Source organism: Stenotrophomonas sp. CASM106, from assembly GCF_049384825.1.
GTDB lineage: Bacteria > Pseudomonadota > Gammaproteobacteria > Xanthomonadales > Xanthomonadaceae > Stenotrophomonas > Stenotrophomonas muris.
This window is the reverse complement of the sequence record NZ_JBMRFS010000009.1, coordinates 88,801-111,269: the sequence shown is the minus strand read 5'-3', so window position 1 is coordinate 111,269 and position 22,469 is coordinate 88,801. Positions and strand designations below refer to the sequence as shown.

At 67.6% G+C, this 22,469-nt stretch carries 21 protein-coding genes; 9 read left to right on the top strand and 12 right to left on the bottom strand.

Annotated features, from left to right (window positions below):
• Window positions 1-40 precede the first annotated feature (40 nt).
• The 3 genes from VG556_RS18470 to VG556_RS18460 form a co-directional block, all read right to left on the bottom strand.
• A complete protein-coding gene (locus VG556_RS18470) occupies window positions 41-451 on the bottom strand; it encodes a VOC family protein (RefSeq protein ID WP_005418291.1) in 411 nt (136 codons plus the stop codon).
• Between the two features lie 103 nt (window positions 452-554).
• Complete coding sequence (locus VG556_RS18465) at window positions 555-1,922, bottom strand: amino acid permease (RefSeq protein WP_014648020.1); 1,368 nt, start codon at window positions 1,920-1,922, stop codon at window positions 555-557.
• Between the two features lie 82 nt (window positions 1,923-2,004).
• Window positions 2,005-2,727 carry an AraC family transcriptional regulator gene (locus VG556_RS18460; RefSeq protein WP_014038112.1) on the bottom strand — a complete coding sequence of 241 codons (723 nt, stop codon included), beginning with the start codon at window positions 2,725-2,727 and terminating at the stop codon, window positions 2,005-2,007.
• Between the two features lie 114 nt (window positions 2,728-2,841).
• Between VG556_RS18460 and VG556_RS18455 the strand changes: the two genes are divergently transcribed.
• Both VG556_RS18455 and VG556_RS18450 read left to right on the top strand, forming a co-directional pair.
• Window positions 2,842-4,932: a catalase gene (locus tag VG556_RS18455; RefSeq protein ID WP_100450457.1), complete on the top strand. Its 2,091-nt coding sequence runs from the start codon at window positions 2,842-2,844 to the stop codon at window positions 4,930-4,932.
• Window positions 4,933-4,954: 22 nt separating this feature from the next.
• Window positions 4,955-5,458: a hypothetical protein gene (locus VG556_RS18450; RefSeq protein ID WP_100450458.1), complete on the top strand. Its 504-nt coding sequence runs from the start codon at window positions 4,955-4,957 to the stop codon at window positions 5,456-5,458.
• Window positions 5,459-5,466: 8 nt separating this feature from the next.
• Here VG556_RS18450 and VG556_RS18445 read toward each other — a convergent pair whose 3' ends face one another.
• The gene (locus VG556_RS18445; protein WP_032960035.1) at window positions 5,467-6,168 is read right to left on the bottom strand and encodes an alpha/beta fold hydrolase; all 702 of its coding nucleotides are present in this window, start codon (window positions 6,166-6,168) and stop codon (window positions 5,467-5,469) included.
• A gap of 133 nt (window positions 6,169-6,301) precedes the next feature.
• On the opposite strand from VG556_RS18445, the gene VG556_RS18440 reads away from it, so the two are divergent.
• Window positions 6,302-6,589, top strand: a complete 288-nt coding sequence (locus VG556_RS18440) for a hypothetical protein (protein ID WP_100450459.1) — start codon at window positions 6,302-6,304, stop codon at window positions 6,587-6,589.
• An 86-nt stretch (window positions 6,590-6,675) separates the two neighbouring features.
• On the opposite strand, the gene VG556_RS18435 is transcribed toward VG556_RS18440, so the two are convergent.
• On the bottom strand, window positions 6,676-8,799 hold the full coding sequence (locus VG556_RS18435) for a methyl-accepting chemotaxis protein (RefSeq protein WP_100450460.1): 2,124 nt from the start codon (window positions 8,797-8,799) through the stop codon (window positions 6,676-6,678).
• Between the two features lie 233 nt (window positions 8,800-9,032).
• Between VG556_RS18435 and VG556_RS18430 the strand changes: the two genes are divergently transcribed.
• Together VG556_RS18430 and VG556_RS18425 are read left to right on the top strand one after the other, a co-directional pair.
• Complete coding sequence (locus tag VG556_RS18430) at window positions 9,033-9,995, top strand: L,D-transpeptidase family protein (protein WP_100450526.1); 963 nt, start codon at window positions 9,033-9,035, stop codon at window positions 9,993-9,995.
• A 4-nt stretch (window positions 9,996-9,999) separates the two neighbouring features.
• Entirely contained in the window at window positions 10,000-10,677 is a 678-nt protein-coding gene (locus VG556_RS18425; RefSeq protein WP_100450461.1) for a M23 family metallopeptidase, read from the top strand.
• Here the strand turns inward: VG556_RS18425 and VG556_RS18420 are convergent.
• The 5 genes from VG556_RS18420 to hflK form a co-directional block, all read right to left on the bottom strand.
• Window positions 10,607-11,269: a hypothetical protein gene (locus VG556_RS18420; protein ID WP_100450462.1), complete on the bottom strand. Its 663-nt coding sequence runs from the start codon at window positions 11,267-11,269 to the stop codon at window positions 10,607-10,609. The two genes, VG556_RS18425 and VG556_RS18420, sit on opposite strands and share 71 nt — an antisense overlap.
• A gap of 116 nt (window positions 11,270-11,385) precedes the next feature.
• Window positions 11,386-12,678, bottom strand: a complete 1,293-nt coding sequence (locus VG556_RS18415; protein WP_014648029.1) for an adenylosuccinate synthase — start codon at window positions 12,676-12,678, stop codon at window positions 11,386-11,388.
• A 1,063-nt stretch (window positions 12,679-13,741) separates the two neighbouring features.
• On the bottom strand, window positions 13,742-13,927 hold the full coding sequence (locus VG556_RS18410; RefSeq protein ID WP_005414170.1) for a DUF2065 domain-containing protein: 186 nt from the start codon (window positions 13,925-13,927) through the stop codon (window positions 13,742-13,744).
• Between the two features lie 67 nt (window positions 13,928-13,994).
• On the bottom strand, window positions 13,995-14,858 hold the full coding sequence (gene hflC, locus VG556_RS18405) for a protease modulator HflC (protein WP_014648031.1): 864 nt from the start codon (window positions 14,856-14,858) through the stop codon (window positions 13,995-13,997).
• Window positions 14,855-15,988, bottom strand: a complete 1,134-nt coding sequence (gene hflK, locus VG556_RS18400; RefSeq protein ID WP_005418335.1) for an FtsH protease activity modulator HflK — start codon at window positions 15,986-15,988, stop codon at window positions 14,855-14,857. The genes hflC and hflK overlap by 4 nt, the downstream gene beginning before the upstream one ends.
• A 153-nt stretch (window positions 15,989-16,141) precedes the next feature.
• Here hflK and VG556_RS18395 point away from each other — a divergent pair, with 153 nt between their 5' ends.
• Window positions 16,142-17,137 carry a YhdH/YhfP family quinone oxidoreductase gene (locus VG556_RS18395; RefSeq protein ID WP_100450463.1) on the top strand — a complete coding sequence of 332 codons (996 nt, stop codon included), beginning with the start codon at window positions 16,142-16,144 and terminating at the stop codon, window positions 17,135-17,137.
• Between the two features lie 88 nt (window positions 17,138-17,225).
• Window positions 17,226-17,597: a twitching motility response regulator PilH gene (gene pilH / locus VG556_RS18390; RefSeq protein ID WP_014648033.1), complete on the top strand. Its 372-nt coding sequence runs from the start codon at window positions 17,226-17,228 to the stop codon at window positions 17,595-17,597.
• Between the two features lie 88 nt (window positions 17,598-17,685).
• On the opposite strand, the gene VG556_RS18385 is transcribed toward pilH, so the two are convergent.
• Window positions 17,686-18,573 (bottom strand): DnaJ C-terminal domain-containing protein, encoded by an 888-nt coding sequence (locus VG556_RS18385; RefSeq protein ID WP_032957103.1) that lies wholly within the window; start codon window positions 18,571-18,573, stop codon window positions 17,686-17,688.
• A gap of 261 nt (window positions 18,574-18,834) precedes the next feature.
• Between VG556_RS18385 and VG556_RS18380 the strand changes: the two genes are divergently transcribed.
• Window positions 18,835-19,317, top strand: coding sequence for a peroxiredoxin (locus tag VG556_RS18380; protein WP_053495212.1), 483 nt, complete (start codon window positions 18,835-18,837; stop codon window positions 19,315-19,317).
• Between the two features lie 29 nt (window positions 19,318-19,346).
• On the top strand, window positions 19,347-19,922 hold the full coding sequence (locus VG556_RS18375; protein ID WP_014648036.1) for a ferritin-like domain-containing protein: 576 nt from the start codon (window positions 19,347-19,349) through the stop codon (window positions 19,920-19,922).
• A 116-nt stretch (window positions 19,923-20,038) separates the two neighbouring features.
• On the opposite strand, the gene pbpC is transcribed toward VG556_RS18375, so the two are convergent.
• Complete coding sequence (pbpC, locus tag VG556_RS18370) at window positions 20,039-22,420, bottom strand: penicillin-binding protein 1C (RefSeq protein WP_100450464.1); 2,382 nt, start codon at window positions 22,418-22,420, stop codon at window positions 20,039-20,041.
• Window positions 22,421-22,469 lie beyond the last annotated feature (49 nt).

Here is a 22,469-nt window from a genome sequence, read left to right as displayed (position 1 = left end):
TGGGGCGTGTGGACCAAGGCCCACACCCACAAGCATCCGATCACGGGTCCGGCATCTGCCCCAGGCTCAACTGCCACGACACGCCAAAGCGGTCCTGCACCCAGCCGTAGCGATTGCTGAAGTCATAGTCGCCCACCGGCATCAACCAATGGCCGCCCTCACCCAGCACGCGTGCCGCGCGCTCGAACTGCTCGGCACCGGAACACTCGACGAACAGCGAGATCGACGGCGAGAAGGTGAAATCGTGCACGTCCAGGCTGTCGAAGCACAGGTAGTGGGTGCCACCGAGCAGGAAGATGGCCTGGCGGACCTGCCCCGGCACGCCGGCGCCGGCCCCCTCGGGATGGCGTTGCAGGGCCAGCAGCCGGAAATCGGCAAAGGCTTCGGCGTACAGGGCCAGCGCGGCCTCGGCCTGGCCGGTGAACATCAGGAAGGGACGGCTGCGCAGCATGCGGTACTCCTGGTCGACGGGCCGATGACGGCCCACGCGATCAGGATGGCACGGCAGATGTGCAGCCCCCGTGGTAGTGCCGGCCGCTGGCCGGCAGCTTCAATCACGCCTGGCGCATGCGCCGCGCGATGGCACTGCTGGCGGCGATCGTGGCAGTCAACGCCACCATCGACAGGAACTGCAGGCGGGTGTGCGACTCACTCAGCAGCAGGCCGAAGATCAGCGCAAGGATCGCCAGTGCACAGCAGGTCAGCCACGGGAAACCGGCCATGCGGAACGGCAGTCGGGTACCCAGACGATCCGCGCGACGACGCAGCACCAGCTGCGAGACCAGCGACAGCGTCCACACCAGCAGGCAGGTGGAACCGACGATGTTCAGCAGCACCGGCAGCACCCGGTCCGGGAACAGCAGTTCCATCACCGTGGCCGCAAAGCCGAACAGCACGCTGGCCAGCACGGCGATCACCGGCACCTGGCGCGGGTCGGTCCAGCCAAGCACGGCCGGCGCTTCGCGACGCTGCGCCAGCGAATACATCATGCGCGAGGCGCCGTAGAGGTTGGCATTGAGCGCCGACAGCAGCGCGATCACGGCGATCAGCGTGATGGCGGTACCAGCGCCCGGGATGCGGGCGATGTCCAGCACGGCGGCGAACGGCGACTTCAGCGCCTCGCTGGTCCACGGCACCACGGCGATGATCACGCTCAGCGAGCCGATGTAGAACACCAGGATGCGCCAGGCCACGGTGCGGATGGCACGGGCAATGCTGCGCTCGGGGTCTTCGGTTTCGGCCGCCGCCACGGCCACGATCTCGGTGCCGCCGAAGGCGAACACCACCACCAGCAGCGCCGCGCCGATCCCGGCCAGGCCCTTCGGCGCAAAACCACCGTGTTCGGTGAAGTTGCTCAGGCCCGGGGAGGTCACCTGCGGCAGCCATCCCATCAGCAGCGCCACGCCAATGGCGATGAACGCCAGGATCGCCGCGACCTTGAGGATGGCGAACCAGAATTCGAACTCGCCGAAGTTCTTCACTCCGAGCAGGTTGATCGCGGTGAAGAACAGCATGAACGCCAACGCCGCCATCGGTACCGGTATCGCCGGCCAGACCGTGGCCAGCAGCCCGGCCGCACCCACTGCTTCGGCGGCGATCACGATCACCAGCTGCACCCACCACAGCCAGCCCACGGTGGCACCGGCGGTAGCGCCCATGGCGTCGGCTGCATACACCGAGAACGCGCCGCTGGTCGGTTTGGCCGCCGCCATCTCGCCCAGAGCGTTCATCACGATGATCACCAGCGCTCCGGCGACCAGATACGACACCAGGACCGCCGGACCGGCCGCCTGCACACCCACGCCCGAGCCGAGGAACAGCCCGGCGCCGATGGCGCTGCCCAGGCCCATCATGATCAGCTGGCGGGGCTTGAGCGAATGTCCGAGGCGGGACGGCGAAGCGGTCGGAATCGAGTTGGGCATCGGCGGGGCTGGCGGCGGGCTACAGGGGCGACACCTTACCCTGTCCCGTGCCCACGGGGATAGGCACAGCGCAGCAGGCGGCTCAGGCCAGCGCCGGCTCGCCGACGTTCCCACCGATACGGGCACGATAGGCACGCGGCGAGAAACCGGTTTCAGCCTTGAACTTGCGGGTGAAGGCACTCTGGTCGCTGAAACCGCAGGCCTGGCCGATGCAGGCGATGCTGTCGTCGCCATGCAGCAGGTGCATGGCCATCTGGATCCGCAGCCGGGTCAGCACCTGCTGCGGGGTCATCTGGAACACCTTGCGGAAGCTGCGCTCCAGCTTGGACAGCGAAAAGCCGGTGATGTCCAGCAGGGTCTGCATGCGCACGTTCTCGGCGTAGTGCGCGTTGAGGTGGGCCAGCGCCAGCCGCAGCTGCTCGTACTGGGTGCCGAGGCTGTCCTTCTGGCCAAGGTCGCGGGAAATGCCGATCAGGCCCTCGATGGCCCCGTCGACCACCAGCGGGCGCTTGCAGGTCAGGCACCAGCCCGGTTCGCGGTTGGCGAACAGGTGCAGCTCCATCAGGTTCTCGATCACCTCACCGGACAGCACGCGGGCGTCCTGGTCAACGTAGTCCGCACTGAGGCCGGTCGGGTAGATTTCGGCCGCCGTACGCCCGATCACGTCCTTGCGCGCGCGCAGACCCAGCCGCCGCAGCATGGTCTGGTTGACGTGGGTGTAACGCCCCTGGCGGTCCTTGATGAAGAACAGCACATCCGGGATGGCGTCGAACAGGGCTTCGATGTCGGCGGGCTCGACTCGCATGCGGCAAGCATACCCGAGCCTGCTTTTGCCCGTACGTTCACCTTTGCCGGACCGTGGTTTAACGGGGCTGGTTCCAGTGTCGTGGTTCCTTTTGATGATCCGGAGCCAACGTCCATGGCCGCCAGCAAGCCGACCGGCAAGCGCGCAACCGTCCCTGCCGAAAGCCACCGCCGGGGCGATGGCGATGAACTGCACCAGCAGGCCGGGGGCAGCCATCCGGCAATGACCACCGACCAGGGCATTCCGGTGGCGGACAACCAGAACTCCCTGCGGCAGGGACCTCGGGGGCCCACGCTGCTGGAGGACTTCATCCTGCGCGAGAAGATCACCCACTTCGATCACGAACGCATTCCCGAGCGCATCGTGCACGCACGTGGCAGCGCAGCACACGGCTACTTCGAGCTGACCCGATCACTGGCAGCCCATACCCGCGCACGCATCCTGACCGAGGTCGGCGTGAAGACGCCGGTATTCACCCGCTTCTCGACCGTGGCCGGTGGCGCAGGCTCGGTGGATACCCCGCGCGACGTGCGCGGCTTTGCGGTCAAGTTCTACACCAAGGAGGGCAACTGGGATCTGGTCGGCAACAACATCCCGGTGTTCTTCATCCAGGACGCGATGAAGTTTCCGGATCTGGTGCACGCAGTGAAGATGGAGCCGGACCGCGCCTTCCCGCAGGCCGCGTCGGCCCATGACACGTTCTGGGACTTCATTTCGCTGATGCCTGAATCGATGCACATGATCATGTGGGCGATGAGCGACCGCGCCATCCCGCGTTCGCTGCGGATGATCGAAGGCTTCGGTGTGCACAGCTTCCGCCTGCTGAACGAGGCCGGCGAGTCGACGTTCGTCAAGTTCCACTGGCGGCCCAAGCTGGGCATTCAGTCCACGGTCTGGGACGAAGCGTTGAAACTGCAATCGGCCGACAATGACTTCCATCGCCGCGACCTGTTCGAGGCCATCCAGCGCGGCGACTTTCCCGAATGGGAGCTGGCGGTGCAGCTGTTCACCGAAGAAGACGCCGACGCATTCCCGTTCGACCACCTGGATCCAACCAAGATCATTCCCGAATCGCTGGTGCCGTTGCAGGTGATCGGGCGCATGGTACTGGACCGCTGGCCCGACAACTTCTTCGCAGAGACCGAACAGGTGGCGTTCTGCCCGGCCAACGTGCCGCCCGGCATCGACTTCAGCAACGACCCGCTGCTGCAGGGCCGCCTGTTCTCCTACCTGGACACCCAGCTGCTGCGCCTGGGCGGCCCGAACTTCCACCAGATCCCGGTGAATGCACCGAAGTGCCCGTTTGCCAATCATCAGCGCGACGGCCACATGCAGATGCAGGTGCCCAAGGGCCGCGTCGCCTACGATCCCAGCTCGCTGCAGGACGACACCCCGCGCGAGACGCCTGCCGGATTCCGCAGCCATGCCAGCGCCGACGATGGCCGCAAGGGCCGCACCCGCGCGGAGAGTTTCGCCGACCACTACAGCCAGGCCCGGATGTTCTTCCGCAGCCTGGAAAAGCCGGAGCAGGCGCACCTGGCATCGGCGCTGGTGTTCGAGTTGTCCAAGGTGGAAACGCTGAAGGTGCGGGTGCGCACCGTCAGCCACCTGCGCAACATCGATGACGCGCTGGCGCAGCGCGTGGCCGATGGCCTGGCCCTGCCTGCGCTGCCCGACCCGGCCCCAACCGCCACGCCGGTGCGGGACATGCCACCCGCTCCCGAGGTGCGCGTGATCGGGCGTAACAAGCCCACCCTACAGGGTCGCTGCATCGGCATCCTGTTCGACGAAGGCTCCGACGCGCGCGTGATTGCCAGCCTGAGCAAGGCCGTCCGGAAGGCAGGTGCAGACGTGAAGCTGGTCGCGCCAAAAGTGGGAGGCGCCACGCTGAGCGATGGCGCATTGCAGGCGGCAGATGGGCAGCTGGCGGGCACCCCGTCAGCCGTGTTCGATGCAGTAGCCGTGGTGCTCAGCCTTGAAGCCGCGAAGGCCTTGTCGAAAGAGAGTGCAGCCGTCGAATTCGTCAGCCAGGCGTGGGCACACCTGAAGGCCATCGCCAGCGACGCGGGCGGCCAGGTGCTGCTGAAGGCGGCGCGCGTCGGCAACGACCTCGGCATCATCGAAGCAGAAGACGCCAAGGCATTCCTGGCGGCGGCCGCCACCCGCCAGTGGGCGCGCGAACCCAAGCTGCGCCTGCTGGCCTGACCACAACGACAGGAGAATCGTCATGCCCCGTGGTGACAAATCCGCATATACCGAAAAGCAGAAGCGCCAGGCCGAGCACATCGAGCAAAGCGAACGTGATCGCGGCGCGAGTGAAGGCACCGCCGAACGCATTGCCTGGGCCACCGTGAACAAGCAGGACGGCGGCGGCAAGCGCGCCGGCAGTGCCCGCAAGGGCGCGAAGAAGGCGACCAGCAAGAAGGCTGCCAAGAAGGCGCCTGCCAGGAAATCGGCCACAAAGAAGGCCGCAACCAAGAGGACGGCGGCGAAGAAGGCACCTGCGAAGAAGGCGGTGGCGAAGAAGGCTGTGGCGAAGAAGGCACCGGCTCGCAAGACCGCGACAAAGAAGGCCGCAAAGAAGACGGCGAAGAAGGCAGCGGTAAAGAAGGCGGGTACGGTCGCCGCGCGTAGCGCCGCCGCGAAGAAGGCAGCCAAGACGCGGGCCGCGAAGAAGACCGTGCGCAAGGCGGCGGCGAAGAAGGCCGCGCGCACGCGTGCACGCGGCTGAGTCTTCGATCAGGAGGGGAGCGCCCTCATCCATGCGGCAACTTCGGCTGCGGCTGCCTCGGCACGGGCCTGCAGCAGTAGATGCGGCCCTTCCAGCGATACGTGCCGGGCATCGGGCAACAAGACCTGCAGCTCGGCCACGCTGGGCGGCCACAACAGGTGGTCCTGTCGTGCATGCAGGCATAACGTCGGCAGCGTGAGCTTCGGCAACTGCGCGCGGACATCGATCTGCAGTGTCGCCGCAGCGCGCTGCCGCAGGATCGCGGTCGGTACCGCAGCGATCGCATGTCGCAGCTCGCGAAGGTTCATGCGTGTCCGCCAATGCCCCAGCAGAAGCCGGGCCAGCAACGCCAGCGGCGGCGGTGGCCATGCAGGGGCAAGCAAGCGTGCGCTCGCCGCTGGCAGCGGCACCGGTCGCCGCGCGAAGGTCGTACTCAGTATCAATCCGCGCAATCCCGGCGGTGAAGCCACCGCCAGTTCGATAGCCAGCGGCCCGGCAAACGATTCAGCCAGCAGCACAAAGGGAGAGATGGGAAGCTGCGGGCGCAGGATCGACGCCAATGTAACGTAGTCCTGTGGCCCGTGCATGGGCAGCGGCAGCACCTGCACGGTAACCCCCTGGTCCTGCATCGCTTCCACGAAGCATGTCGACAGCAGGCCGCTGCCATCCAGCCCGGGCAGCATCACGATCGGGAGCATCACGGCGTTCATCACATTGCTCACCTCTCAGCTCCCTTCGCACGGCTCGCTGCCGCGCAGCTTCGCTTATCGGCTCGACCCAGGGAAGTGCACGCCGCTGCTCGCGGCGCTACCCTGATGGCCCCGGACAGACGAGGAAGGCGGCATGCGCAAGCCACGCTGGCTCAGCTGGACCGGCATTGCCCTATGCGCGCTCTATCTCGCGCTGACCACCTGGCTGGTGCTCGATGCCCGGTCCAACAGCGACCCCAAGAGCGCCTACATCCTCATGCAACTGCCGGTGATGCTGCAGACCGCGGCACTCAACGTCATCGACGTGGGACGCTGGCTTTCCGGAATGACCTGGATCACCGTCTACCTTCTGGTGATTCCTCCCACGCTTGGCGTGCTGTACGTGCTTGGGGCCATGCTCGGCAGCGTCCTGGAGCAATGAGGGCGATCCTCCCTGCTGCCTGAGCGGGCGATGCAAATACGGCCGCCCAAGGCGGCCGCATTCCTGTTACTGCACTGGCAGCCCGCTCAGGCCGCGCGACGGGGCACAGCAGAGACCGTCGCGCCTTCCACCTTGAACACCGCCACCGACGTGGTCAACGCATGTGCCTGCTCCTCCAGCGCGCGGCTCGCCGCAGTGGCTTCTTCCACCAGGGCCGCGTTCTGCTGCGTCACCTGGTCCATCTGCACCACCACCTGGTTGACCTGCTCGATACCGGCCGCCTGTTCCTTGCTGGCCGCTGCGATGTCGCTCATCAGCTGGGTGGTGCGCGAGCTGGCCTGGGCCACGCGCGCGATCGCTGCTTCCGATTCAACGGTCACCGCCAGGCCACTCTTCACCTTGGCAGCGGCGTCTTCGATCAGCTCCTTGATCTCCTTGGCCGCGACGCCGGCGCGCTGCGCGAGCGTGCGTACTTCGCTGGCGACCACGGCAAAACCACGGCCCTGCTCGCCCGCGCGCGCGGCTTCCACCGCAGCGTTCAGCGCCAGGATGTTGGTCTGGAACGCGATGCCGTCGATAACGGTGGAGATTTCCGAGATGCGTGCCGAGGACTGATCGATCTCACCCATCACCGAGGCCATCTGCGCCATCGCCTGCTCGGTCTCGCGTACGGCGGCACCGGCGGCATGCGCTTCGCTGTCGGCCTGACGCGCCAGCTCGGCGTTCTGGCGCACGGTGGAGGTCAGCTCCTCCATCGACGCGGCAGCTTCCTCCAGGTTGGCCGCCTGCTGCTCCGTGCGGCGCGACAGGTCGTTGTTGCCGGCGGCCAGTTCCTGGGCCGCGTTGTTGATGCTGTCGGCAGCCACCTGGATGCCCCGCACAATGCCCGTCAGCTGCGCGGTGGTGGTATTGGCGTCGTCGCGCATGCGCGCGAACACGCCGTCGTACTCACCGTCCATGCGTGCGGTCAGGTCACCGTGCGAGATCGCGCGCAGCACGTCGGAAACATCGGCAATGCTGGCCTGCGAACTGGCCATCATGCCGTTGAGGTGTTCGACCATCGCCTTGAACTGATACTGGAACGCAGCAGCATCGCCACGCATGCTGAAGTCGCCGGCGCGAGCCGCACGGGCCAGTTCATCGATCTGCGCGTTGATCGCCATCAGGCTCTGCTTTACCGCGGCCAGAGTGCGGGTCAGCGTGCCCTTCTCGCCCGGGTAGTCCGGCAGGTCACGGCTGAGGTCGCCGATCGCGTAACGCTGCATCACTTCGGCCATCAGCAGCTCCACCTGCACGTGCGATTCGACCAGGCTGTTGGTGGCCTGCACCATGCGGCCGAAATCACCGGGGAAGGCACTGTCGTCCATGCGATAGCGGATCGCACCCGCTTCGTGCTGCTCAGCCATCTGCAGCTGCGCGCCGATCGCCGCCTGCACGCTCTGCCGCACGCTGGCCATCGCCTCGCCCAGCTGGGTCAGCTCATCCCGGCCACCGAGGCGGAACTCCTGGTCCAGCTGGCCCTTGGACAGCCGCTCGGCCAGGTTCACCGCGCGCGCCAGCGGGCCGGTCAGGCTGCGGCCAATCATCACCGAGGCGCCGATGCCGGCAAGCAGCGCGACGCCGCCCAGCACCAGCAGCTGCAGCAGGCTGCGTTCGCCCAGGCGGATCGCTTCGGCGGCAGCCTCACGGCTTTCCTTCTCCTCGAAGTCCACGCCATCGGACAGCGCCTTGTTCCAGCCGTTGGCCGCTTCCTGCACCGGGCCCAGCGTCAGCGCCACGGCGCCAGGGTAATCACCCTGCTCCATCAGTTCGCTGGTCTGCTTGTTGAGCGGGCGCGCAACGGCACGCTTGGCCGCGATGGTTTCCGCGATGGTCTTGCCCTGAGCATCGCTGGGCAGCGCCTGGTAGGCGGTCCAGCTGGCCTCATAGCGCTTGACCAGGTCGGCGATGCGCTTCTCGTCGCTGCCGCGGTCTTCGCCCTGACGGATCAGCATTTCGCGGCGCACGACCATCATCTGGTTGTTGGCATCGAGCATCTGCGACAGCAGGCGCACCTTGGCCACGCTGACGTCGACCACCTGCTGCATCGCGCGCTTCTGCACGACACTGGCAGTGGCGCCGGTGGCCACCACGGCGGCGACCAGCAGCAGCAACAGGCCAAAGCCCAGCCCAAGACGCCAGGCAACCCTGACGTTCCTCAAGTAGTTCATCGGTACATCCAAAACGGGGGGATGCGCCTTTATCGGCGGCACGGCAGGCAATCTTGATCGCCCTCCATCGGTGGCTTCGGCCACGGTTCACCTTGGTGAGTCCCCGTCCCAGCGGCACCTGCCGCTGGCAATCGGCCGCAATGACATGCCTGCTCATGCGGGCATCAGATCCCTTTCACGGCGGCTCGGCGCTGTCTGCGGGCAAGGTGGCGGCGTACCTGCTGGAGATCCCAATGCCCTCATCTGTGTCCCGATCCACCCTGCTCGCACTCTCGCTGCTGGCGTCGCCGGCCTTCGCGCAGGTGCCGCCGCCCAACCTGCCCGCCCCCATTGCCGAGAAGGCCGACCCGGACACCGCAGTGCGCTCCGCACTGCATGCCCAAGTGCTGCTGGATCGCGCGAATTTCTCGCCTGGCCAGATCGATGGCGAAGTGGGCAGCAACCAGCGACGCGCGGTGGCGGGCTTCCAGGCCGCGCATGGGCTGACCGTGACGGGTGAGCTGGACGACGCCACCTGGAAGGCTCTGCAGGCTGATACGGTGGGGCCGCTGGCCAGCTACACGCTGACTGCCGAGGATGTCGCCGGCCCGTTCCAGCTCATACCGAAAGGACCTGCCGCACAGGCCAAACTGAAATCGCTGGGTTTCAGCAGTATGGAAGAAGCCCTGGGCGAGCGCTTCCACGCCTCGCCGGAGTTGCTGAAGGTGCTCAATCCCGGCGTGGATCTGACCAAGGCTGGCAGCCGCATCCAAGTGCCCAACATCGCACCAGCGGCATTGCCGAAGGCGGCGAAGATCGTGGTCGACAAATCCGACTCCACCCTGCAGTTGCTGGATGCGCAAGGCAAGCTGATCGCGCAGGTGCCGGTGTCGTCGGGCAGCCAGCACGACCCGTTGCCGATCGGCGAATGGAAGATCCTGGGCGTGTATCGCGACCCGCCGTTCCACTACAACCCGAAGTTGTTCTGGGATGCGCGCAAGGGCGAAAAGAAGGCGACGCTGCCGCCGGGCCCGAACAATCCGGTCGGCCGGGTCTGGATCGACCTGTCCAAGCCGCACTACGGCCTGCATGGCACGCCCGAACCCAGCCACGTGGGCAAGACCGAATCGCATGGCTGCGTACGCATGACCAACTGGGATGCGGTGCGTGTGGCCGACGCAGTGGATACTTCGGTGCCCGTGGTGATGCAGGAGTAAGCCCATGCGTCTTTCGCAGCTGATCGTATTGGGCGTACTGCTGGGACTGGGGGCAGGTTGGTGGCTGCGTCGCGATGGGAGTGAGCCGGTAGCCGCCTCGCTGCCGGCAGCGCCATCGGCGGTGTCCGCCGCGCCGGTGGTCGAACCAGCGCCACGCGCAACGGCCCCACCCGCCACCACCGCGCCGCCGGCCGCGCAGGCTGCGGATGCACCGTCCGGCCTGCTGCTGCCGGTGCAGGGCATCCTGGCCTCGCAGCTGCGCGATACCTTCACCGATGCACGCAGCGAAGGCCGCGTACACGATGCCATCGACATCCTGGCCGATGCCGGTACTCCCGTACTCGCGGTGGCTGATGGCACGGTGGAAAAACTGTTCGACAGCGAACGCGGCGGGCTGACGATCTACCAGTTCGAGCCCAGCGGACGTTGGTGCTACTACTACGCGCACCTGCAGCGCTATGCCGATGGCCTGGCCGAGAAACAGGCGATCAAGCGCGGGGATGTGATCGGCTACGTCGGCAGCACCGGCAATGCCAGCGCCGAGGCCCCGCACCTGCACTTCGAAGTGCATGTCTTGGGGCCGGAGAAGCAGTGGTGGAAGGGAGAGTCGATCAATCCCTATCCCTTGCTGAAGTCGGCGGCACCGATGCCCGGCGCTGCTGGCGCCGCAACGCCACAGTGAAGACAGTCAACGCAGCCCCCGGAATCAGCAGGAACAGCGCCGCCATCTTCCAGAAAAAGAACGGCCACAGCCAGAGGTAGTCCAGGTCGGTCAGCTTCAGCAGACCCAGCGGCGGCTGCAGCTCGATGTCTGCAGTGCGTCCCGCCAGCGCCGGATCCACCTCCAGCACGGTTACCCGCAGCCATGAGCGGCCGCGTGGCAATGCGTCGCCGCGACCGTAACCAAAGTAGGAGGCCATGAGGCCGCTGGACTCAACCGATACCAGCGCGCGGTCGATGCCCTGCCCGGCCACTCCCCAACGCTCCCCTGCGCGGAAGTCTCCATGTTCGGTGGGAGTCTCGATGCGCAGCAGCACTTCAGGGTCAGCCTCTGTACCGTCCGCGGCATAACGCAGGTGCAGCCGCAGTTGATCATCGATGAGGCGGTAGACCGTCACCTCGGCCGTCGCACCCGGGCTCAGCAGCAGAGGCAGGGTCTGGGTACGCGAGGCCAGGCAGTTGGCGATGGCGCCAAGCGCCAGAACCAGGCAGGCCATGCACCACAGGCTCCACGACACCCACAGGGTGACCCGCACTACCGTCTCGCCTTTCACGCTGACATCCTGGTCATCGCGTCGCTTCCCCGCTGGCCTGGCCACACAGTAACGAAAAAGCCCCGCGTGCGCGGGGCTTTTCCTGTCACCAACGCCGGGCATGGCCCGGCGCCACCTCAGGCGAACGGATCCTGCAGGACCATGGTGTGGTCGCGGTCCGGGCCGGTGGAGACGATGCTGATCGGGCAGCCGGCCAGCTCTTCCAGCGAACGCAGGTAGGCGCGTGCGGCCGGCGGCAGATCGTCCCACTGGGTGATGCCGTGGGTGTTCTCGCTCCAGCCCGGGAACTCCAGGTACACCGGGGTGCATTCTTCCCAGCCCTGCGCGTCCAGCGGCGCGTACTCGGTGCGCTTGCCGTTGTATTCGTAGGCGATGCAGACCTTCAGCTTTTCCATGCCATCCAGCACGTCCAGCTTGGTGATGCACAGGCCGCTGATGCCGTTGATGGCCACGGCGCGCTTCAGCGCGACGATGTCCATCCAGCCACAACGACGCGGACGGCCGGTCGACGCACCGTACTCGGCGCCGCGGTCACGAATGCCCTGGCCGACTTCGTCGTCCAGCTCGGTCGGGAACGGGCCACCGCCGACGCGGGTGGCGTAGGCCTTGGCGATGCCCAGCACGTAGTCGATCGAATCAGCGCCGACGCCGGAACCGGCCAGCGCACCACCGACGGTGGTGTTGGAGCTGGTGACGTACGGGTAGGTGCCGTGGTCGATGTCCAGCAGCGCGCCCTGCGCACCTTCGAACAGCACGCGCTTACCCTGCTTGCGCAGGTCGTGCAGGATGCCGGCCACGTCGGACTTCATCGGCTGCACGTATTCGCCGAAGGCCAGCGCTTCGTCGAAGGTCTTCTGGAAGTCGACCGCATCGGTGTTCAGATACTTGGTCAGCACGAAGTTGTGGTAATCCAGCGCGGTGCGCAGCAGTTCTTCCAGCTGCTTCGGGTAATGCAGGTCGGCGATGCGGATGCCCCGACGCGCCACCTTGTCTTCGTAGGCCGGGCCGATGCCGCGGCCGGTGGTGCCGATCGCCTTGCCACCGGCTGCGCGCTCGCGCGCCTGGTCCAGGGCGATGTGGTACGGCATGATCAGCGGCGCGGCCGGGGAGATCTTCAGGCGCGAACGCACTTCCACGCCGGAGGCTTCCAGCTCGGCGATTTCCTTCTGCAGCGCAGCCGGCGAGATCACCACGCCGTTGCCGATCAGGCACAGCGCGTCGTCACGCAGGATGCCCGACGGGATCAGGTGCAGGACGGTCTTCTTGCCATTGATGACCAGGGTGTGGCCGGCGTTGTGGCCGCCCTGGAAGCGCACGACGGCGCCGATTTCCTCAGTGAGCAGATCGACGATCTTGCCCTTGCCTTCATCGCCCCACTGGGCACCCAACACTACGACAGACTGACCCATGACGGGCTCCTCGATTTGTTGCGGCCATCGGGGCCGCGGACGGGTAAACCGTGGCGGGGCTGGCCAGCACCTGGAGGGCGGCTCCAAACGGGGAGCGGCCGGCGATGGAGGGCCCAGACACGGAAAAAGCCGAACGGGGAGGCCCGTCCGGCTTTTGTGCATTATCCGGGTTTCCGGGGTCCGCTGCCACCTTTCCGACGGACGGCTTCACCGGCCGGTCAGCCGCCCCGCTCGGTCGTGCCGGCCGCTGGCCGGCAATGCCAACCAAGGTTGGCATCTACCAGAGCCTGGCCACGCAAGTGCAGGCCGGTCAGCTGCCCCGCCCGGTCGTGCCGGCCGCTGGCCGGCAATGCCAACCAAGGTTGGCAGCTACCAGGGCCTGGCCACGCAGGTGCAGGCCGGTCAGCCGCCCCGCCCGGTCGTGCCGGCCGCTGGCCGGCAATGCCAACCAAGGTTGGCAGCTACCAAGGCCTGGCCACGCAAGTGCAGGCCGGTCAGCTGCCCCGCCCGGTCGTGCCGGCCGCTGGCCGGCAATGCCAACCAAGGTTGGCATCTACCAGGGCCTGGCCACGCTGGTGCCGGTCGGTCAACTGCCCCGCCCGGTCGTGCCGGCCGCTGGCCGGCAATGCCAACCAAGGTTGGCAGCTACCAGGGCCAGGCCACGCAGGTGCAGGTCGGTCAGCTGCCCCGCCCGGTCGTGCCGGTCGCTGGCCGGCAATGCCAACCAAGGTTGGCATCTACCAGAGCCTGGCCACGCAGGTGCAGGTCGGTCAGCCGCCCCACCCGGTCGTGCCGGCCGCTGGCCGGCAATGCCAACCAAGGTTGGCAGCTACCAGGGCCAGGCCACGCAGGTGCAGGTCGGTCAGCCGCCCCACCCGGTCGTGCCGGCCGCTGGCCGGCAATGCCAACCAAGGTTGGCATCTACCAGGGCCTGGCCACGCTGGTGCCGGTCGGTCAACTGCCCCGCCCGGTAGTGCCGGCCGCTGGCCGGCAATGCCAACCAAGGTTGGCAGCTACCAAGGCCAGGCCACGCCCGTAGACGCAGGCGGCCGCGCCGGGGCGTCTAGTGCCGCACCCACCACAGCAGGCTCAGGCCGGCCAGCAGCACCAGTCCGCCGAAGCTGCGCAGGGCCGGGCTGGGCAGGTCCAGCAGGCGTTCGGCCATGCGCTTCCAGGCGAACGGCGCGACGAACAGGAACAGGCCTTCCAGCACCGCGACCAGGCAGACGGCGGCGAACAGATCTTTCATCGGAACTCCGAAAAAAAGCACGGGGCCCGGCAGTTGGCCGGGCCCCGTGGGGTAATGCCCTGCGACCTCAGCGGTCGTTCTTCAGGTACTGCAGGAACGGGTCGTTCTTGTCGAGCACGATCACGCCGTTGCCGTCGGTCATGGAGCCGCGGTAAGCCTCCAGGCTACGGTAGAACGCGTAGAACGACGGATCAGCCGAACCGGCCTTGCCGTAGATGCGGGTGGCTTCCGCATCACCCTCACCGCGCAGGCGCTGTGCATCGCGCTCGGCCTCGGCGATCAGCACGGTGCTGTCACGGTCGGCCTGGGCGCGGATGGTCAGCGACTGTTCCTCGCCTTCCGCGCGCAGCTTGGCGGCTTCCTGCTTGCGCTGGGCGCGCATGCGCTCGTACACGTCGTTGATCACCTGGCTGTCGGTGGGCAGGTCCACCTGCTTGATGCGCAGGTCGATCATCTGCATGCCCAGGCCGGCCACGGCCTCGTTGATTCCCTTCAACTGCTCGGCGATCAGCTCACTGCGGTCGCCGGACACCAGCTGCTGCAGGGTGCGCGAGTTGATCTGGTTACGCAGCGAATCGGTGATGATCGGCGCCAGGCGGGCGTTGGCCACGCGCGGGTCGCCGCCGGTGGCACGGAAGTAGTCACCCACGTTGGAGATGTAGCCGATGGCGAAGAAGTCGACGCTGACGTCCTTCTGCTCGGCGGTGAAGTAGCGCGCCGGCGCGGTGTCGAGCACCTGGAAGCGGCGGTCGAAAACCTTCACCGTTTCCACCACCGGCACCTTAAAGTGCAGGCCTGGCTTGATGTCCGACCGCACCACCTTGCCCAGGTTCAGCACCATGGCGGTCTGGTCCTCACGGACCACATACACCGAGCCGAGCAGGCCCAGCACCACCGCCACGATCACGGCGATCCAGATAGGACTCTTCATCGGCTGCCCTCCTCACGGCCGCTCGGTCGCCCGGTCGGGCGGCCCACCGGCCGGCCCGGATCACGGGAAGCTTCCACCGCTGCGCCCGGCAGCGACGGCATGACCACGTCCGGGTTTGCCACTGCGGCCGGGGCCGACGTGGTGGGACGGGTGTCGCCGGTCATCGGCACGTAGATCAGCTGGCGGCCATCGCCGCCGATCACCTTGCGGTTCTCGCTCAGCACCTGCTGCACGGTCTCCAGCCACAGGCGCTTGCGCGTCACTTCCGGCGCGTCCTTGTACTGGGCCTGCAACAGGCTGAAGCGCTGCGCGTCACCCTCGGCCTTGGACACCACCGCCTGCTTGTAGCCTTCGGCGGTGGTACGGGCGCGCGAGGCCTGGCCTCGGGCTTCCGGCACGACCTTGGCGGCGTAGGCCTGGGCTTCGTTGATCAGGCGTTCCTTGACCTGCTGGGCACCATTGACCTCGTCGAAGGCCGGCTTCACTTCCTCCGGCGGACGGGCGTCCTGCAGGGTCAGGCCGGTCACGGTCAGGCCGGTCTTGAACGCCTTCAGCAGCGCCTGCAGGCGCTCCTCGGCGGCCACGGCCAGCGGGCCACGGTTGTTCAGCACGGCATTGAGGTCGGCGCGGCCGACTTCCTCGCGCACCGCGCTCTGCGCCGACTGCTCCAGCACCTGGTTGGCATCGACCGTGCCGAACAGGTACTGCTGCGGATCGTCGATGCGGTACTGGACGTTCAGCGAGACGTTGACGATGTTCTCGTCGCGGGTCAGGACCGGCACCTGGATCGAGAAAGTCTTGATCTCGGTGGCGTTGACCTTGGTGACCGACTCGATCGGCCACGGCAGCTTGAAGTTCGGGCCGGGCTGCAGGATGCGCGAGAACTGGCCGAAGCGCAGGACCACGCCACGCTGCTGTTCACCGATCAGCTGGAAGCTGGAGAACAGCACCAGCAGCACCACGGCCGCCACCACCCAACGCACGATGCCGCCGTCGAACAGGTCCTTCAGCGGCCCGGGCAGTCCGCCCCAGCCACCACCATTGCCACCGCCGCGCGACCCGAACGGCCCGCGTCGATTGTCCTCGGGGCCTTGTCCGCCCTTGTTGCCGCCGGGTGTATTCCAGGCCATGCACGCTCCATCAAGATGTGGGCTGCGGCGCGGGCCCTTCCCGCGGCGCCAGCCGTGAAACCATTACCGATCATACAAGATGGGGCGGATCGGCAGGATCGAAAGGGCGACGACGGGGTAAGGTGGCGTTTTCCTCGAAGTCAGGCAACGCCGATGGCCCCCACCACCCCGTTCACCGCCTTCCGCATCGAAAACGACGACGCCGGCTATCGCAGCGGCCTGACCCGGCTCGGTGTCGACGACCTCAACCCCGGGCAGGTGCTGATCCGCGCCCACTGGTCCTCGGTCAACTACAAGGATGCCCTGGCCGGCACCGGCAAGGGGAAGATCCTGCGCCGCTTCCCGCTGATCGGCGGCATCGACGTGGCCGGCACCGTGGTCGCCAGCACCGACCCGGCCTGGCGTGAAGGCGACGCGGTGCTGGCCACCGGCTGCGGCCTCAGCGAGACCCGTGACGGCGGCTACAGCCAGTATGTGCGGCTGGAGTCGCGTGCGGTGATTGCACAGCCGGCCGGGCTGAGCCCGCGCGAGGCGATGGTGCTGGGCACCGCCGGCTTCACGGCGGCGCTGGCGCTGCTGCGCATGCAGGACAACCGCCAGACCCCGGAGCTCGGCCCGCTGGCGGTCACCGGCGCCAGCGGCGGCGTCGGTGCGCTGGCGCTGTCGATCTTCAGCCGTGCCGGCTACACCGTGCACGCGGTCAGTGGCAAGCCGGACCAGACCGACTTCCTGCGCGACATCGGTGCCAGCGAGGTGCTGCCGCGCGAGGCGCTGGCCGACACCGGCCCGCTGCAGTCGGCGCGCTTCGGCGGGGGCCTGGACAATGCCGGCGGCGCCATGCTCGCCAGCCTGCTGGCGCAGACCGTGCCCTACGGCAGCGTGGTCAGCGCCGGCCTGGCGGCCAGCCCGACGCTGGACATGACGGTGATGCCCTTCATCCTGCGCGGTGTGTCGCTGCTCGGCGTCTCTTCGGCCAATGCGCCGCGCCGGCTGCGTGAAGAGGTGTGGTCGCGCCTGGGCGGTGAGTGGAAGCCGCAGCACCTGGACCGCATCTGCACCGCCGAGGTCGGCCTTGATGGCCTCCGGGCAGTGTTCGAGCGGATGCTGGCGGGTGGATCGCTGGGCCGCACGGTGGTGCGGATCGACTGAACGTCGCAGGCAGGCGACGGACGGCAGGTGCCCCCCTCCCGCCGGTAATGAGCCCGCACTACACTGCGGGCATTACATGGGGAACAACATGGCACGCATTCTGATCGTCGACGACTCACCGTCGCAGCTGTTGGGGATACAGCGCATCGTCGAGAAGCTCGGGCACCAGATCCTGACCGCCACCGATGGCGCCGCCGGGGTCGAAACCGCCAGGGCCGAGCTGCCCGACCTGGTTTTGATGGACGTGGTGATGCCCAATCTCAACGGCTTCCAGGCCACCCGTACCCTCGCCCGCGACGAGGCGACCCGGCATATCCCGGTGATCCTGGTGACCACCAAGGACCAGGACACCGATCGCATGTGGGGCATGCGCCAGGGCGCCAAGGCCTACATCACCAAGCCGTTCTCGGAAGACGAGCTGTCCGAGGTGCTGGAGCGGGTGTTCGCCGGCCAGGGCTGAGACGCGCGTGGTCGTGCCGGCCGCTGGCCGGCAACCACGCATCACCGTCCAGGGCAATGAAGTTGCCGGCCAGCGGCCGGCACTACCTTCAAATGGCCTCGCCGAAGGCCTTGGCCAGATTGCGGTAGGCCTTCTTCTGCGCCTCGTCGGTCGCGGCCGGGGCCACGATCTCGATTTCAACGATCTGGTCGCCGTCCGGGCTGCCCGGCAGGCCCCGGCCACGCAGGCGCAGTTTGCGGCCGGCATCGGAGTCGGCGGGGATCTTCAGCTCCACCGCACCGCCCAGGGTCGGCACGCTGATGCTGGTGCCCAACGCGGCCTGCCAGGGCGTGACCGGCAACGTATAGAGGATGTTGCGGCCATCGACCTCGAACTGCGGATGCGCGGCGTACTCCACTTCCAGCAGCAGGTTGCCGCCATGGTTGCCCTGCCCTGCCAGGCGGATCACCTGGCCCGGACGGATGCCCTTGGGCACGCGCACGTCCAGCTGCTTGCCGTTGACGGTGATGCGCAGGCTGTCGCCGCTGTAGGCCGCTTCCAGCGGGACCGACAGCTTGGCGCGGGTGTCGCGGTTGGGTGCGTGGCCCTGGCTGCTGAAGCCCGGGCCCGGACCGGCACCGCCACGCTGGCGCGCGAACAGGCTTTCGAAGAAGTCGCTGAAGCCGCCGTTGGGGCCACCACCGCCGAATACTTCCTCGAAATTGAAACCGCCGGCGCCGCCGTAGTTCGGCGGCACGTTGAACTCCTCGCCCGGGCGATAGCCCTGCGCGCGCAGCTGGTCGTAGGCTGCGCGCTTTTCCGGATCGCGCAGCGCCTCGTAGGCCTCGTTGACCGCCTTGAACTTGTCTTCGGCCCCGGCCTCCTTGCTGACGTCCGGGTGGTACTTGCGTGCCAACCGGCGGTAGGCGGTCTTGATCTCCGCCTCGCCCGCGCTCGGTTCCACCCCCAGGGTGGCGTAGTAATCCTTGAATTCCATCCAGCTACCTCGATCTGCTTCGGCCGCGCCGGTGGCGCCGCCCCGGGTTCATTCTACGCGCCGGCGATGCTACGCCGCCCCTCGTGCGGCCCCGGTGAGGCCGACTGATCCTGCGCAATGCCGCTGCCATCCCGATGCCCCAGGCTGTGGCTGGAAGCGCCCGCCGCAACGCCTGAAGATGGGGCCTGCACACGGGTTTTCCAATGTCTTGACGCCCCTGTCCCATCCGGCCCACTAGCCTGCCCCAGCAAGGAGTTCCCCATGACCATCCATGTCGGCGACCACATTCCGGAAGTGACCCTCAAGCGCATCCGCGAGGGCATCGAAACACTTGATACGCATTCGCTGTTCGACGCCCGCAAGGTCGTCCTGTTTGCGGTGCCCGGCGCGTTCACCCCCACCTGCTCGGCCCGCCACCTGCCCGGCTACGTCGAAAAATTCGAGGCCTTCCGCCAGCGCGGCATCGATGTCTACTGCGTGGCGGTCAACGACCCGTTCGTGATGAAAGCCTGGGCCGCCGACCAGAAGGTGCCCGACGGCCTGCTGATGCTGTCCGACGGCAATGCTGAGCTGACCCGCGCGCTCGGCCTGGAGCTGGATGCCAGCGCCTCGGGCATGGGCATGCGCTCGCGCCGCTTCGCGCTGTACGTGGTCGATGGCGTGGTGCGTGCGGCCTGGATCGAGCAGCCGGGCCAGTTCGAGGTGTCTTCCGCCGAGTACGTGCTGGAGCACCTGCCTACCTGATTCCCCACCGCAGAAGGAAACGGCCAGCAATGTCCAGCAAGCCAGCCAAAGCCAGCAAGCCCGCCGCCGGGATTCCCGGCATCAGTGACCGTCAGACCCTGCGCGAGCGTGCCCGGCACAACATCGAAGACGGCGCGATCACCGACAGCTACAGCGCCGACCGCAAGGTGGTGATCAAGCTGCTCAACGATGCCCTCGCCACCGAGTACGTGTGCGTGCTGCGCTACTACCGGCACTATTTCATGGCCAAGGGCATGCTGGCCGACGCGGTCAAGGCCGAGTTCCTCGAGCATGCACAGCAGGAACAGGCGCACGCCGGCAAGCTGGCCGAGCGCATCGTCCAGCTTGGCGGCGAGCCGGACCTGAACCCGGATACGCTGACCACGCGCTCGCATGCCGAATACAAGGAAGGCAGCGACCTGCGCGACATGGTGCGCGAGAACCTGGTGGCTGAACGGATCGCCATCGACAGCTACCGCGAGATGATCAACTTCATCGGCGACCGCGATACCACCACCAAGCGCATCCTTGAAGAGATCCTGGCGCAGGAGGAAGAACACGCCGACGAGTTCGCCGACCTGCTGGACGGGTGGATCGGGGAGTAGCGGCCCCGCAAACGCTCGGTAGATGCCCACCTTGGTGGGCGCATTTGTCGCGTGCCAACCAAGGTTGGCACCTACCAGAGCATGGATGCGTCGGGTAGATGGGCCATTCCCAGCACCTATCGCAGGACGTTGAACCGCACCTGCGTCCACGCGCCGTCGGCTGCCAGCGCGGTCAGGGTGTGTGCGCCCGGATCGGCGAACTCACGCTGCATCAGCTGCGCGCCGTGGGTCTGTGCAATCCAGCGTCCATCCAGCAGCCAGTCCACCGCCTGCTCGCTGCCCAGCGCGCGCAGCTGCAGGCGCACGCCGTGCTCGGAATTCGGCGCGCGCGCCAGCGTGGCGCCGTCATTGACCCCGTCCACGTGCAGCGCGACGCTGGCCTCACGCCCGTCGTCGCGGCAGTCCGGCGACAGCGCCGGCAGCTGCGAAGCCTCGCGCGTGGCCTTCGGCAGCCACGGCGACAACAACGCCGGCCAACGCGCGATCTCCCGCGCGACTTCCTGATGCGGCAAACGGCAATCAGCGGATACACGCAGACCGGTCCGCGCGTCGGCCAGGTAACGCTGCCGCCCTGGCTGCCAGCGCCGCGCCTCGCGCTCGGGGAAGGTCGGCGGTGCCGCACCGTCCAGCAGATAGGCCGACATCCGCCGCTGGCACAGCGCCGCTGGCAGGCCCTCGGCACGTTCGCCGGTGGGCCAGCAGACATCCTCCTGGCTGACACTGGCCGGCATCGGTGCAGCAGCTGAATCACCGCGCTGGCGCGGCAGGCTGTCCACCACCTCGAACATGAGCGGCAGCGCGGTGACCGCGCCGTACTGGCCCGGTAGCGGTGTGCCGTCCGGCCGCCCCACCCACACGCCCACGGTGTAGTGGCGGGTGCTGCCGATCGCCCACGCATCGCGGTACCCGTAACTGGTGCCGGTCTTCCACGCCACGCGCGGGCGGCCACCGACATCGAACGTCCCGACGCTATACCCCGGCCGCGGATTCGATTCCAGCATCTCGCGCACGATCCAGCTGGCACCCGGCGAGGCCAGGCGCCGCTCGATCATCGGCTCGTCGTCGGCGTAACGCACGCGGCCGGCAATGCCGTTGCGGTTGAGCGCGGCGAACGCGCCGACCAGGTCTTCCAGGCGTGCGCCGGTGCCGCCCAGGATCAGCGACAGGTTGGGTGTACTGCCCGGCGGGAAGCGCAGCTGGATGCCGGAGTGCGACAGGCGTGCGGCGAAGCGCGCCGGACCGACCCGCTGCAGCAGGTCCACCGAGGGCACGTTGAGTGACAGCCGCAGCGCGCTGGAGGCACCAATCGGCCCATTGAAGGCCATGTCGAAGTTGCCGGGGCGGTAGCTGCCGAAACTCTGCGGCGCATCGACCAGCAGGCTTTCCGAATGGATCAGGCCATCGTCCAGCGCCATGGCATACAGGAACGGTTTGAGCGTGGAGCCCGGCGACCGCCAGGCCTGCACCATGTCCACGTGGCCCAGCCGCTGCCGGTCACCGAACGCCAGCGTGCCGACATAGGCACGCGCCTGCAGGGTCTGGTTGTCGACCACCAGCAGGGCGGCCGAGGTGCGTTCAGGCAGCGTCGAGAAATAGCTGGCCACGCGTTCTTCCAGTGTGCGCTGCAGGCCGATGTCGATGCTGCTCTGGATGCGTGCCTGGCCCGGATGCGCCGAGTGCAGGCGCTGCGCCAGCAGCGCGGCGTGCAGCGGCGGGCGCAGCGAGCGCGCCACCACGTTCTCGATGCGCGCGTCTTCCACTTCGTCCGCCGTCCACACGCCCAGCTCGTTCATGCGGGACAGCACCTTGTCGCGCGCCTTCTGCGCCGCTTCCGGATGACGGTCCGGGCGCAGCCGGCTCGGCGCCTGCGGCAGCACCGCCAGCAACGCGGCCTCGGCATGCGACAGCTGCGCCGCCGGCTTGCCCAGGTAGGCCCAGCTGGCCGCTTCCACCCCCTCGATGGTGCCGCCGTAGGGCGCGCGCTCCAGATACAGGGCCAGGATCTGCTGCTTGCTCAGGTGCACTTCCAGCTGCACCGCGCGCAGCATCTGCTTGAGCTTGCCCCACGGCGTGCGCGTATGCGGATCGAGGATGCGGGCGACCTGCATGGTCAGGGTCGAGCCACCGGAAACGATGCGGCCGCCACGCAGCAGCTGGCCGCTGGCACGCAGGATCGCCAGCGGGTTGATGCCCGGATGCCGCCAGAACCAGCGGTCTTCATAGGTCAGCAACGCCTGCAGGTACAGCGGCGAGACGCTGTTGATCGAAGCCGGGTAGCGCCACACGCCCTCGGCATCGGCGAATGCACGCAGCGGCGTGCCGTCGGCAGCCACCACCAGGGTGCTGGTATCACGCTGCTTCGGCAGCGGTGGCGGGAAGGCGAAATCCAGCACCAGCAGCAGCACCAGCGTGGCGGCCGTACCCCAGCGCAGCCAGGGCCACAGCGGCTGCAGCCGGCGGCGCAGGGCCGCCAGCCGGATCGGCATCGTGTTGTTCATTGCAGGTTGCCGGCAGGACGGGCCGCGCCGTCGCGGCCCGTCCGCGCGG

Bases quoted from the DNA above. Each gene is read 5' to 3' on its own strand.
- VG556_RS18470 (WP_005418291.1), bottom strand. From the start codon at position 451: ATGCTGCGCAGCCGTCCCTTCCTGATGTTCACCGGCCAGGCCGAGGCC.
- VG556_RS18465 (WP_014648020.1), bottom strand. From the start codon at position 1,922: ATGCCCAACTCGATTCCGACCGCTTCGCCGTCCCGCCTCGGACATTCG.
- VG556_RS18460 (WP_014038112.1), bottom strand. From the start codon at position 2,727: ATGCGAGTCGAGCCCGCCGACATCGAAGCCCTGTTCGACGCCATCCCG.
- VG556_RS18455 (WP_100450457.1), top strand. From the start codon at position 2,842: ATGGCCGCCAGCAAGCCGACCGGCAAGCGCGCAACCGTCCCTGCCGAA.
- VG556_RS18450 (WP_100450458.1), top strand. From the start codon at position 4,955: ATGCCCCGTGGTGACAAATCCGCATATACCGAAAAGCAGAAGCGCCAG.
- VG556_RS18445 (WP_032960035.1), bottom strand. From the start codon at position 6,168: ATGAACGCCGTGATGCTCCCGATCGTGATGCTGCCCGGGCTGGATGGC.
- VG556_RS18440 (WP_100450459.1), top strand. From the start codon at position 6,302: ATGCGCAAGCCACGCTGGCTCAGCTGGACCGGCATTGCCCTATGCGCG.
- VG556_RS18435 (WP_100450460.1), bottom strand. From the start codon at position 8,799: ATGAACTACTTGAGGAACGTCAGGGTTGCCTGGCGTCTTGGGCTGGGC.
- VG556_RS18430 (WP_100450526.1), top strand. From the start codon at position 9,033: ATGCCCTCATCTGTGTCCCGATCCACCCTGCTCGCACTCTCGCTGCTG.
- VG556_RS18425 (WP_100450461.1), top strand. From the start codon at position 10,000: ATGCGTCTTTCGCAGCTGATCGTATTGGGCGTACTGCTGGGACTGGGG.
- VG556_RS18415 (WP_014648029.1), bottom strand. From the start codon at position 12,678: ATGGGTCAGTCTGTCGTAGTGTTGGGTGCCCAGTGGGGCGATGAAGGC.
- VG556_RS18410 (WP_005414170.1), bottom strand. From the start codon at position 13,927: ATGAAAGATCTGTTCGCCGCCGTCTGCCTGGTCGCGGTGCTGGAAGGC.
- hflC (WP_014648031.1), bottom strand. From the start codon at position 14,858: ATGAAGAGTCCTATCTGGATCGCCGTGATCGTGGCGGTGGTGCTGGGC.
- hflK (WP_005418335.1), bottom strand. From the start codon at position 15,988: ATGGCCTGGAATACACCCGGCGGCAACAAGGGCGGACAAGGCCCCGAG.
- VG556_RS18395 (WP_100450463.1), top strand. From the start codon at position 16,142: ATGGCCCCCACCACCCCGTTCACCGCCTTCCGCATCGAAAACGACGAC.
- pilH (WP_014648033.1), top strand. From the start codon at position 17,226: ATGGCACGCATTCTGATCGTCGACGACTCACCGTCGCAGCTGTTGGGG.
- VG556_RS18385 (WP_032957103.1), bottom strand. From the start codon at position 18,573: ATGGAATTCAAGGATTACTACGCCACCCTGGGGGTGGAACCGAGCGCG.
- VG556_RS18380 (WP_053495212.1), top strand. From the start codon at position 18,835: ATGACCATCCATGTCGGCGACCACATTCCGGAAGTGACCCTCAAGCGC.
- VG556_RS18375 (WP_014648036.1), top strand. From the start codon at position 19,347: ATGTCCAGCAAGCCAGCCAAAGCCAGCAAGCCCGCCGCCGGGATTCCC.
- pbpC (WP_100450464.1), bottom strand. From the start codon at position 22,420: ATGAACAACACGATGCCGATCCGGCTGGCGGCCCTGCGCCGCCGGCTG.